Here is an 11,815-nt window from a genome sequence, read left to right on the forward strand (position 1 = left end):
CGTACAGACCTTGCATGGATTGCAGAATGTCCGAGAAGAAGCAGCCGGCAGCGGCGACCAGGGACGCGGTCGCCCGCGCGGTCAACTACGAAACCACCATTGCCGATCTCGCGCGGCGCAGCGAACGCCGCGCGTGGTGGGTCGCCGCGGTCGCGTCGGCCACGGCGCTGCTGCTGGGTGCCGGCTACGTCGGGGTGATGCCGCTGAAAGAGCGCGTGCCCTTCCTGGTGATGGCCGACGCCTCGACGGGCAACGCCACGGTGGCACGCATGGACGCGGACTTCCGTCATCGCAGCCTGACTGCCAGCGAGGCCATCGCACGGGCGAACGTGGCCAGCTTCGTCAGTCTGCGGGAGTCCTATGACGTCGCGATGATGAACCTGCGCGACTGGCGCGCCGTGCATGGCATGTCCGCGCCTGAAGTCGGTCGCGAGTACGCGGCGCTGCACGCGCCGAACAACCCGGCCAGTCCGTTCAACACTTACGGCCGCGGACGGGCTATCCGAGTACGGATCCTGAGCATCCAGCTGCTGGACGGTTCCGACGGCTCGCCGCAGGGCGCCACCGTGCGCTTCCAGCGCAGCGTGTACGACAAGACCAGCGGCGCCACGCGCCCGCTCGACAGCCGCATCGCCACGCTCGGCTTCACCTACAACCTCGCGCTGAAGATGGACGAGCCCGACCGGCTCGAGAACCCGCTCGGCTTCCAGGTCACCAGCTACCGCGTCGACAACGACTACGCGCCGGTTCCACCGGAGCCGGTGGTGGTGGCCGCGCCCGCAGGCATGGAGATGGCGCCGGAGGCCTCCGGCGCTCCTGTCGATGCCCCCCCGACCGCCGAAGGATTCCCGCAGCCAGGAGCCGCATTGCCATGAAGTCCGCGCTTTCCCTGTTCCTGCTGCTGTCATGTGCCGCGCTGGCCACGGCGGCCCACGGCCAGCCACGGACTGGAGCCGGGGCCGCCCAGGTCGACGTGTACGAGTACGTGGCCGACGGCATATACCCGATCCGCACCGCCCTGGGCATCACCACCCAGATCGAACTGGGCGCGGCCGAGGAGATCCTCGACTTCAGTACCGGTTTCAGCAGCGGATGGGACCTGAGCCGTCGCGACAACGTCTTCTACCTGCGCCCGCGCGGCGTCGACGTCGACACCAACATGCTGGTCCGCACCCAGGCTCATTCCTACATCTTCGAACTGAAGGTGGTGGCCACGGACTGGACGTCGCTCGAACAGGCGCGTCGCGCCGGCGCGCAGTACAAGGTGGGTTTCCGCTACCCGGCCGACGCCAGCTTCGCGGCGCCGGTCGAAGAAGCCGTCGACCGTGGACAGCACGTGGCGCTGGAGAAGGGGCGCAGCTACCACTTCGACTACGACGTCGCGTCCCGCCGCGCGCCGGCCTGGCTGGTGCCGATGAACGTCTACGACGACGGCCGCTTCACCTATCTGCGCATGGGCCACGGCGCGAACCTGCCTACGGGGACTTTTCCAGCGGTGTTCGCGCGCCGCGAGCGCCATGGCGACGAGTTCGTGGTCAACACGACGGTCGAAGGCGACGTGCTGGTCGTGCATGGCACCTATCCCTATCTGGTCGTTCGCCACGGCCGCGACGTGGTCGGAGTGAGGAGGAACCTGCGATGAGTGGAGCGGACCAGGACAAGGCCGGTGGCGCGGTCCACGGACACTACGCGGCTCGCCAGGCGGAACCCGACCTCGATGCCGCCGCGCCATCGCTGCGCGTCGAGGACATGCAGCGCCTGAACCGGAAGGCGCTGGTGTTCCTGGCCGCCATCGTGGCGCTGCTCGTGCTGGCTATCGTCGGCATGCTGCGGGCCGTGGGCGGCGACGCCGAGCCGGCGCCAACGACCCGCGAACAGGCCGTCGTCATTCCGGAACTGCCGCGGGTCAATGCGGCGTCGATGCAGGCGGCTCCGGCGGTTCCGGCGCTGCCGCTGGAGGCGGAGCCGGTTCCGGTCGTGCCGCTGCCGTCGGCGCCCGTGCTCCCCCCCATGCCTGTGCTGGCGCAGACGTCGGGGCCCAGCCTGGTCGATCGGCGTTCCGGTGCGGGCGAGGTGCCGGCATCGGCCGCCGCGCACGACCCCTACCTGCAGGCGATGCTGGCCGGCCTGCCCGGCAGCGAAGCCCCCGCGGAAGCCGCACCTGCCCATGCCGCCACCTCGGCCAGGCCGATCGCGCGCCCGGACTCCCTGTTGGTACGCGGCACCTACATTCGCTGCGTGCTGGAGACGCGGATCGTTACCGACGTGCCGGGATTCACTTCGTGCGTCGTCACCGAGCCGGTGTACTCCATCAACGGCCGCCAGTTGCTGCTGCCCGGTGGCTCTAAGGTGCTGGGCCGTTACGAAGCGGAGCCGCGCGGCCCGCGAGTGGCCGTGGTCTGGGACCGCATAACCACGCCGACCGGCATCGACATCAACATGGCCAGTCCCGGCGTGGACGGGCTGGGCGGTGCCGGGCATCCGGGGCATTACAGCGCGCACTGGGGTTCGCGCATCGGCTCCGCGCTCCTGGTCAGCCTGATCAGCGACGCCTTCAAGTACGCGGCCGCGAAAGAAGGGCCGGCCGGCGCGGTCATCGGCGAGGGTGGCGTGGTCGTGCAATCGCCGTACGAAAGCACCACTGCGCGCACCGTCGAACGCCTGGCCAACCAGGCGCTGGATGCACGTCGCCCGCCCACGGTCACCATCCAGCAGGGCAGCCTGCTCAATGTCTACGTCGCCCGCGACGTCGACTTTTCGGCGGTGGTGGCGCAGCTGTGATGGCCGATGGTGCACATCCGCCGCAAAGCGCCAACGTCGCCGGCGTCGCCGACGGATTCCTCGAGCACCAGTACCGGGTGCTCGGGATCGACGGGCACCTGGCTGCGCCCGGCGTCACCGAGATCTGCATCAATCGCCCCGGCGAGGTGTGGCTGGAGGAAGGCGGCAGCTGGCGGCGGGAGGCTGTCCCGGGCCTCAGCTTCGAGCGTGCGCGCCAGTTCTGCACGGCCGTGGTGAACGAGAGCAACACCGGCCAGCGGATCACCGACGCCGAGCCGGTGGTCTCGCTCACGTTCCCGACCGGGCAGCGCGCGCAGTTCGTCATCCCGCCGGCCTGCGAAGCCGGCGCGGTGTCGATCACCATCCGCATGCCCTCGCGCAGCATCCGCCGCCTGGACGACTACGAGGCCGACGGCTTCTTCTCCGCGATCCGGGCCGCCGGGGGTGTCGATGACGGTGATCGCGAGCTGCTGGCCTTGCACTCGGAGGGGCGGCACGCGGAGTTCTTCCGCCGCGCGGTGCAGTTGCGCCGGAACATCGTCGTCTCCGGCGCGACGGGCAGCGGAAAGACCACCTTCATGAAGGCTCTGGTCGAACACATCCCGCCTGCCGAGCGGCTGGTCACGATCGAGGACGCGCGGGAACTGTTCGTCAGCCAGCCCAACGTCGTCCACCTGCTGTACTCGAAGGGTGGGCAGGGCACGGCCAGCGTCACGGCGAAGACGTGCATGGAAGCCTGCCTGCGCATGAAGCCGGACCGGATCATCCTGGCCGAGCTTCGCGGCGACGAGGCCTTCTATTTCATCCGCAACTGCGCTTCGGGGCACCCCGGATCCATCACCAGCTGCCACGCCGGCAACACCGCGCAGACCTGGGACCAGCTCGCGTTGATGGTAAAGGCCTCGGCGGAGGGGGCGGGCCTCGAGTTCGCGACCATCCGCAGGCTGCTGGGGCTGACGATCGACATCGTGGTCCACATCGCCGCCCACGCGGGCAGGCGGCACATCACGGGAATCGAGTTCGGCGGCGCCTGTGCCGCCGCGCTGGAGCAGGAGGCGCAGGAATGATCCCGGGACTGGAAGCACTGGCCTGCCAGGAGCTGGCGGTGCCGATGGACGTGATGGAGCATGTCGTGCGCGTCGAGTCGTCGTTCAACCCCTGGGCCATCGGCGTGGTTGGTGCGCGCCTCGCGCGCCAGCCGGCGAGCCTGGAGGAAGCGGTCGCGACCGCCTCGCAGCTGGAGCGGGACGGCTACAACTTCTCGCTGGGACTGGCACAGGTAAACCGCCACAACCTCGCCGCGCAGGGACTGGAAAGCTATGAGCAGGCATTTGCAGCCTGTCCGAACCTCGCCGCCGGTGCGCGCATCCTCGCCGACTGCCACCGGCGCGCCGGGGGAGACTGGGGCAAGGCCTTCAGCTGCTACTACTCGGGCAACTTCGTCCGCGGATTCAAGGACGGATACGTGCAGAAGGTGTGGCAGTCGATGGCGGGTGCCAGCCCGGATCGGATCGCGACTGTGGTGTCCGCGATCCCGGTCGCCATCGAAGGCATCGCATCCGCACGGCCTGTCGCCGGTACCGGCCTGCGTGAACGCCGTGTCGCAGCCGCCCCGCAATCGCCCGAAGCACGCTTCCAGCCAGCATCGGACCGCGCATCGCGCCCTGCGGCCGGAGCCGTGGCACAGGGGTCCCGGGATGCCTGGGAGCCTCCCGCCGCCGGCGCTTTCGTGCCCGAGGTCGGGGCGATGAATCCACGACCGTTGCCGCCCCCGTCTGCGGGGCCGGCAGGGGTAGCGGTCGAGGGAAGAGATTCCGCATTCGTTTTCTGAAATCCGAACCCGTGGCCGGAAGCCGCGAACCTGATCCACCACCACTGCAAGGAAGCCTCATGAGTGCGAACACGAAACGTCCCCACACCCTCGGCCGCCACCAGCTTCGGCGCTCCGTGCGGCGCTCCGTCACCGCTGCGACGGCACTCCTCGCAGCGGTGCCGGCTGCCGTCCTCGCGCAGGCGTTCGGCGGTGCCGACGCCAAGGTCTGCGGCTTCTTCGACAACGTGAATGGCCTGCTCAACATGGCCTCGATCGCGGTGGTGACCATCGCGATCATCTTCGCGGGTTACCAGATCGCCTTCGCGCACAAGCGCATCTCCGACGTTGCCCCGATCCTGATCGGCGGCCTGCTCATCGGTGCGGCAACCCAGATCGCGCGGATGCTGCTGGGTCCCGAGGCCGGGGAGTGCACCGCGATGCTCGACATCGTGCTGCCGGTGTTCCATGCATAAGGACGTGCTCTTCCGCGGCTGCACGCGCCCGGCGATGTTCCTGGGCGTGCCCTACGTGCCGTTCTTCATCGGTGCCGGGGCGTGTCTGCTGCTGGCGGTATACGTGAACCTGCTGCTGCTCGTACTGTTGCCGCTGGTCGTGCTGGCCATGCGGCAGATGGCGCGTCGCGACGAGATGGTGTTCCGCCTGCTCGGGCTGCGCTGGCAGCTGCTCGCCCGGGTGCGGAACCGCCGGCTGCGCGGTGGCGACTGGTCGTTCGCGCCGATTGCCGGACGCCATCCGGGGCGGCGTCCATGACCGCCGCGCTTGTCGACTCCGCCATCGCCGGCTTCGTGCCGCTGTCAAGCCATGTCGCCGCCGACGTGGTGAAGACCACCGGTGGCGACTATCTCATTGCGTGGCGGCTCGGCGGCCTGCCCTTCGTCGGCCGCGAGGAATGGGACCTGGAGCATCGCCATGCCACCTTCAACCGGATGCTGCAGACCCTGCGTGCGCCCGACTTCGCGAACGTCGCCTTCTGGACCCACGATATCCGCCGGCGCAGGAGCATCCGCGGCGGCGGCCGCTTCGCCGGCGCCTTCAACCAGGCGCTCTCGGACGCCTACTTCACCCTGCTGGCGGAGAAAGAGGCACTGCAGAATGAGCTCTACCTGACCATGATCTACCGGCCGGTGGTCGCCGGTCGGCGGCTGGTCGAGCGATCGGCCGACCTGTCGCGGCTGCAGGCCGCCGAACAGCAGGCCATCGAGCGCCTGCACGAACTCGCAGGCAGCGTGGAGGCGGTGCTCAAGGACTACTCGCCGCGGCGTCTGGGCATGTACGAGCGCGACAGCGGCGTGGTGTTCTCCGAGGTGCTGGAGCTCTACGGCTACGTGCTCAATCGCCTGGACGAACCGGTGCCCGTGCTCTCCGCGCCGGTGGCGGACTACCTGCCCGCCAGCCGGCATACCTTCTCCTCGAGAACGGGTGATTTCGTCGTCGCCACGCCGCAGGGCGGGCATCATTACGGCGCGATCCTCAACGTCAAGGAATACACCGAGGCCACCTGGCCGGGGATCCTCAACGGCCTGAAGTACCTCGGCTTCGAGTACGTGCTGACCCAGTCGTTCAGCCCCATGGGCCGGCAGGACGCGCTGCGGGTGCTCGACCGCACCAAGGGCATGATGGTCTCGTCCGGCGATCGCGCGGTCAGCCAGATCGCCGAGCTGGACCAGGCCATGGACCAGCTGGCCTCGGGCAACTTCGTCCTCGGCGAGTACCATTTCTCGCTCGCCGTCCATGCCGGGAGCCAGGAAGCGCTCTCGCGGCATGTCGCGGAAGCGCGCGCGGAGCTGTCCAACGCCGGCTTCGTCTCGGCCAAGGAGGACCTGGCCGTCGCGTCGGCCTTCTACGCGCAGCTTCCGGGAAACTGGCGCTACCGCACACGCCTGGCCAACCTCAGCTCGCTGAACTTTCTGGGCCTGTCGCCGCTGCACAACTTCGCGGCAGGCAAGCGCAGCCGGAACCCCTGGGGCGACTGCGTGACCACGCTCCAGGCCAGCAACGGCCAGCCCTATTACTTCAACTTCCACGCCACCCATCCGGCCGAGGATTCCTTCGGGGAGAAGGCGCTGGGCAATACGCTCGTGATCGGCAAGTCGGGCACCGGCAAGACCGCGCTGGTGAACTTCCTGCTGGCGCAGTCGCAGAAGCTCGACCCGGCGCCGACGGTGTTCTTCTTCGACAAGGATCGCGGCGCCGAGATCTTCGTCCGCGCCTGCGGCGGCAACTACCTCGCGCTGGAGAACGGCCGCCCCACCGGATTCAACCCGCTGCAGTGCGAGAGGACCGAGGCCAACGTGCAGTTCCTTGCCGAACTGGTGAAGCTGCTGGCCGGCAAGCCGGCGTACACGGCGCGCGAGGACGAGGACGTGTTCCGGGCCGTCGAGGGCATCCTCGACACCCCCATGCACCTGCGCAGCATGGCCAACCTGCAGAAGAGCCTGCCCAACATGGGTGACGACGGCCTCTACGCACGCCTGCGCAAATGGACGGCGGGCAACAGCCTCGGCTGGGTCTTCGACAACCCGGTGGATACCGTCGACCTGTCGCGCGCGAACATCATCGGCTTCGACTACACCGACATCCTCGACAACGCCGAGGTCCGGGTGCCGGTGGTTCGCTACCTGCTGCACCGGCTGGAAGGCATCATCGATGGCCGGCGCCTGGTCTACGTCATGGACGAGTTCTGGAAGATCCTCGAGGGCGGCGGCGCGCTGAAGGATTTCGCGCGCAACAAGCAGAAGACCATCCGCAAGCAGAACGGCCTGGGCATCTTCGCCACCCAGAGCCCGGAGGATGCGCTGGCCAGCGACATCGCCGCGGCCCTGGTGGAGCAGACCGCCACCCTGGTCCTGCTGCCGAATCCCAACGCCAGCCGCACGGACTATGTCGACGGCCTCAAGCTCACCGACGCCGAATACCGCGTCGTGGTGGCGCTGGACGAGCGCTCGCGCTGCTTCCTGGTCAAGCAGGGCCATGCCTCGGCGGTGTGCCGGCTGGACCTGGGAGGCCTGGACGACGTCCTGGCGGTGATTTCGGCATCCACCGACAACATCGAAGTGATGCACAGGGTGATCGCGGAACGGTCGGCGGCGGCGGGCGTGGCGATGGATGCGCTGCGGCCCGAGCAGTGGCTGGAGGAGTTCCAAGCGCAGCGAAAGGGCAGGCGGGGCGGCTGAGGAAGCCGGTGGACAGGACTTCAACCCAGGGAGCGGGACATGGACGACAGGGAAGTCGCGGGGCCGCGGACGCGGCGGCAGTGGATGGCAGGGCTGGTGCTGGGCCTGTGCGGCGGGCTTGCCGCGGCACCCGCCGCCGCGCAGTGGGCAGTCGTGGACGTGCCGCACACGGTGAAGACGGCGCTCGGCTGGGTCGCCCAGTACCAGCAGATGATCGAGGACTACAAGCGCCAGTTCGAGCAGCTGCAGACCCTGAACAAGCAGTACGAACAGGCGCTGATAACGGGGCAGGCGTATGCCGGGAGCAAGGGCTACCGGGAGCGCTTCCAGCCGCGCGAGGAAGACGCGGGCGTTGTTGAACGCTGCGGCACGCGGCCCGCCAGGCACAGCAGGGGCGAGGCCCAGCTCGGGTACTGCATCTCCATCGTGCGCACCGAGAATCGGCGCTTCAACGCCCTGGTGGCATTGCTGGACGACGTGGATGCCCGTGACGAGGAGCTGCGCGCCGCCTACGCCGAGCGCGCCTCGATCGGCGCGGAGGAGGAGGGCAAGCTGGCTTCGAATTCCAACCGGGTCCTGTCGATCCAGAGCCAGCTCCAGAATGACGTGGAAAGCGGCGAGCGGCTGCTGGCCGCGTACGACACGGCCCTGGGGCTGCTGCGCGAGGAGCACGTCCGCCTCGCCAACGAGGCCCTGAACGGCAAGCCGGGGCAGGCGCTCGCCCAGGGCGTGGCGCTGAAGGTCGCACTCAGGGCGGCGCGCGAGCGCGACCGCTGAGGAGCACGCCAGTGACGATCGACAACGTGGCCTGGCTCGGCCCGGCGGCAATGGACTGGATACAGGCCCAGTCGCTGCCCAACTTGGTCTTCTTCCACGAGATCAACAGCTTCCTCGACGACGAGATCGGCGAATTCGCCGGCAACCTGCTGGGGCGCGTGGTGGCCGTGGCCGGGAGCGTCGCGCTGACCCTGCTCACGCTGTGGATCATGGTGCAGGGCTACCGCATCGCCACCGGCCTGTCGCGCGAGCCGATGATGGCCCTGGTGGGCGATTCGTTGAAGGCGGTGCTGGTGATCGGCATCGCCACGGGTGCGGCTGCGGGCACCGGTTCGACCTATCGCATGCTCACCGGCGGCCTCACGGAGGTGGTGTCGGAGGTGGTGACCGGGCGCGAAGACGGTGGTGCCTACGAAGACATCGATCGCGCGCTGGCGATCATGCAGGTGGCGCTCGAGGTCATCGATTCCATCGACCACGGCGGTGACCTGCTCACCGAGCAGAACAAGTCACGGGCGATGTGGTTCACCGGCGTCGGGCTGGGCGGCCCGGCGATCATCGCCGCGGGCATGCTGCTGCTGAACAAGGTCGCGATGGCGCTGGTGGTGGGGCTGGGACCGATCTTCATCCTCTGCCTGCTGTTTCGCGCGACCCGACAGCTGTTCAGCAAATGGCTCTATTACGGCCTGGGCACGCTGTTCTCGCTCGCGCTGCTGACGGTGATGGTGACGCTCGCCATGGATATGCTGATCGCGGTCGGCATGGCCTTCTGGGTGGCGGACTGGCTCACCGGGGCCCCGCAGGAAAGCGTGTCCGCGATGGCCATGCAGCAGGGTGGAATGGGCCTGATCCTGACCATGCTGATCGTCAGCGCGCCGCCGATGGCGGCGATGTTCTTCAACGGGGTGCTGGGCCAGTTCTCGCCCTACAACGCGGTGGGCGTGGCCACCGGTGGCGGACAGGCGCCGCCACCGGGCTCGGGCCTGCCGCCGGGCGTGGTCGGGCGTGGGGGCTGAGGTACGGCCGGCCGGGTGGGACATCGCTGCCGGGGTTGCGGGCGCCGGCGCGGGCAGGGCGCCATGTACGGCTGGTGATGGGCTAGAATCGGTCGACATTCCCGGAGTCAGGTGGCCCGCGCCAACGCGCCGGCCGAGCGTGCGACATGAGTACTACCACCGCCCATTGCTGATACCCGCCCGCGGCCGATCCGGAAGGCGCCCGCGTGGCGCCTTTTTCTCGCCCCGCGAGGCCGCCCTGACGGCGCCGCCCCGCACGATCCAGACAACCTCCACCCCCATGATCACGATCACGCTCCCAGACGGCAGCCGCCGCGAGTTCGATGCCCCCGTCACCGTCATGCAGGTCGCCGAATCCATCGGCCCCGGCCTGGCCAAGGCCACCGTGGCCGGCAAGGTCGACGGCCGCCAGGTGGATGCCTCCGACCTCATCGACCACGACGCCAGCCTGCAGATCCTCACTCCGAAGGACGCCGAGGGCGTGGAGATCATCCGCCACTCCTGCGCCCATCTGGTCGGGCATGCGGTCAAGCAGCTGTACCCGGACGCCAAGATGGTGATCGGCCCGGTGATCGAGGACGGCTTCTATTACGACATCTGGCGCGAGCAGCCGTTCACGCCCGAGGACATGGCCGCGATCGAAGCCCGCATGCGCGAGCTGATCGACACCGAGTACGACGTGATCAAGCGCATGACCCCGCGCGATGAAGTCGTGGAGACCTTCAAGGCCCGCGGCGAGGACTACAAGCTGCGCCTGATCGAGGACATGGGCCCCGAGGTCACGGCCATGGGCCTGTACCACCACCAGGAGTACGTGGACATGTGCCGCGGCCCGCACGTGCCCAACACGCGCTTCCTGAAGGCCTTCAAGCTGCTGCGCACCTCCGGCGCCTACTGGCGCGGCGATGCGAAGAACGAGCAGCTGCAGCGCATCTACGGCACCGCCTGGGCCGACACCAGGCAGCTCAAGGCCTACATCCAGCGCATCGAGGAGGCCGAGAAGCGCGACCACCGCCGCATCGGCAGGCAGCAGGAGCTGTTCCACCTGCAGGAAGAGGCCCCGGGCCTGGTGTTCTGGCATCCCAAGGGCTGGGCGCTGTGGCAGGTGGTGGAGCAGTACATGCGCGGCGTCTACCGCGCCAGCGGCTACGGCGAGGTGCGCTGCCCGCAGATCCTGGACGTGAGCCTGTGGCAGAAGTCCGGCCACTGGGACAACTACAAGGAAAACATGTTCTTCACCGAGTCCGAGAAGCGGACCTACGCGGTGAAGCCCATGAACTGCCCGGGCCACGTGCAGGTCTTCAACCAGGGCCTGCACAGCTACCGAGACCTGCCGATCCGCTACGGCGAGTTCGGCAGCTGCCACCGCAACGAGCCCTCGGGCGCGCTGCACGGCATCCTGCGCGTGCGCGGCTTCACCCAGGACGACGGCCATGTGTTCTGCACCGAGTCCCAGGTCGAACAGGAGGTCACCGACTTCCACGCCCAGGCCATGAAGGTCTACGCCGATTTCGGCTTCACCGACGTCCAGGTCAAGCTGGCCCTGCGCCCGGATTCCCGCCTGGGCGACGACGCCACCTGGGACAAGGCCGAGGCCGCCCTGCGCGGCGCGCTGTCCGCGGCCGGGGTCGAGTGGCAGGAGCTGCCGGGCGAGGGCGCCTTCTACGGCCCCAAGATCGAATACCACCTGCGCGACGCCATCGGCCGCACCTGGCAGCTGGGTACGATGCAGGTCGATTTCATGATGCCCGGCCGCCTGGGCGCGGAATACGTCGACGAAAGCAGCCAGAAGCGCACCCCGGTCATGCTGCACCGCGCCATCGTCGGCTCGATGGAGCGCTTCATCGGCATCCTGATCGAGCACCACGCCGGCGCCTTCCCGGCCTGGCTGGCCCCGGTCCAGGCGGTGGTGATGAACATCACCGACGCCCAGGCCGACTGGGCCGCCGAGGTCCGGAAAACCCTTGTGGATCAAGGGCTCAGGGTCGAATCCGATTTGCGGAACGAGAAGATCGGCTATAAGATCCGCGAGCACACGCTTGCGCGCGTGCCGTACCTGCTCGTGGTGGGGGACCGCGAGAAGGAGCAGGGGGCGGTCGCGGTACGCACGCGCGGAGGGGAAGACCTGGGCTCGATGCCGCTGGCCGATTTCACGGCCCGCCTGCACGCGGAACGGGGTCCCTGAGTATCATGTAAGCCGGTGCCTGCCATGCGGCGGGCGCCTTGGGTCCCGG

Annotated in this window: 11 protein-coding genes; all 11 read left to right on the forward strand. The window is 68.6% G+C overall.

All coding sequences use genetic code 11. The features are described from left to right. The first annotated feature begins 26 nt into the window (after positions 1-26). The 11 genes from E2170_RS11625 (at position 27) to thrS (ending at position 11,766) form a co-directional block, all read left to right on the forward strand. Positions 27-875: a VirB8 family type IV secretion system protein gene (locus E2170_RS11625; RefSeq protein WP_133000797.1), complete on the forward strand. Its 849-nt coding sequence runs from the start codon at positions 27-29 to the stop codon at positions 873-875. Then, positions 872-1,642, forward strand: a complete 771-nt coding sequence (locus E2170_RS11630; protein ID WP_133000798.1) for a TrbG/VirB9 family P-type conjugative transfer protein — start codon at positions 872-874, stop codon at positions 1,640-1,642. Before E2170_RS11625 ends, E2170_RS11630 begins: the two co-directional genes overlap by 4 nt. Continuing rightward, positions 1,639-2,781 carry a TrbI/VirB10 family protein gene (locus E2170_RS11635; RefSeq protein ID WP_133000799.1) on the forward strand — a complete coding sequence of 381 codons (1,143 nt, stop codon included), beginning with the start codon at positions 1,639-1,641 and terminating at the stop codon, positions 2,779-2,781. The genes E2170_RS11630 and E2170_RS11635 overlap by 4 nt, the downstream gene beginning before the upstream one ends. After that, positions 2,781-3,848, forward strand: a complete 1,068-nt coding sequence (gene virB11, locus E2170_RS11640; RefSeq protein WP_133000800.1) for a P-type DNA transfer ATPase VirB11 — start codon at positions 2,781-2,783, stop codon at positions 3,846-3,848. Before E2170_RS11635 ends, virB11 begins: the two co-directional genes overlap by 1 nt. Next, a complete protein-coding gene (locus E2170_RS14200) occupies positions 3,845-4,612 on the forward strand; it encodes a transglycosylase SLT domain-containing protein (RefSeq protein ID WP_133000801.1) in 768 nt (255 codons plus the stop codon). The genes virB11 and E2170_RS14200 overlap by 4 nt, the downstream gene beginning before the upstream one ends. A 59-nt stretch (positions 4,613-4,671) precedes the next feature. Continuing rightward, entirely contained in the window at positions 4,672-5,067 is a 396-nt protein-coding gene (locus tag E2170_RS11650; RefSeq protein ID WP_133000802.1) for a TrbC/VirB2 family protein, read from the forward strand. Next, positions 5,060-5,365, forward strand: a complete 306-nt coding sequence (locus E2170_RS11655; RefSeq protein ID WP_133000803.1) for a VirB3 family type IV secretion system protein — start codon at positions 5,060-5,062, stop codon at positions 5,363-5,365. The genes E2170_RS11650 and E2170_RS11655 overlap by 8 nt, the downstream gene beginning before the upstream one ends. Continuing rightward, positions 5,362-7,788 carry a VirB4 family type IV secretion/conjugal transfer ATPase gene (locus tag E2170_RS11660; RefSeq protein ID WP_133000804.1) on the forward strand — a complete coding sequence of 809 codons (2,427 nt, stop codon included), beginning with the start codon at positions 5,362-5,364 and terminating at the stop codon, positions 7,786-7,788. Before E2170_RS11655 ends, E2170_RS11660 begins: the two co-directional genes overlap by 4 nt. Before the next feature lie 39 nt (positions 7,789-7,827). After that, the gene (locus E2170_RS11665) at positions 7,828-8,565 is read left to right on the forward strand and encodes a hypothetical protein (RefSeq protein WP_133000805.1); all 738 of its coding nucleotides are present in this window, start codon (positions 7,828-7,830) and stop codon (positions 8,563-8,565) included. A gap of 11 nt (positions 8,566-8,576) precedes the next feature. Further along, complete coding sequence (locus E2170_RS11670; RefSeq protein WP_133000806.1) at positions 8,577-9,581, forward strand: TrbL/VirB6 family protein; 1,005 nt, start codon at positions 8,577-8,579, stop codon at positions 9,579-9,581. A 280-nt stretch (positions 9,582-9,861) separates the two neighbouring features. Further along, positions 9,862-11,766, forward strand: a complete 1,905-nt coding sequence (gene thrS, locus E2170_RS11675; protein WP_133000807.1) for a threonine--tRNA ligase — start codon at positions 9,862-9,864, stop codon at positions 11,764-11,766. Positions 11,767-11,815: the final 49 nt, after the last annotated feature.

The organism is Luteimonas arsenica, from assembly GCF_004352825.1.
In the GTDB taxonomy this organism is placed as follows: Bacteria; Pseudomonadota; Gammaproteobacteria; order Xanthomonadales; family Xanthomonadaceae; genus Luteimonas; species Luteimonas arsenica.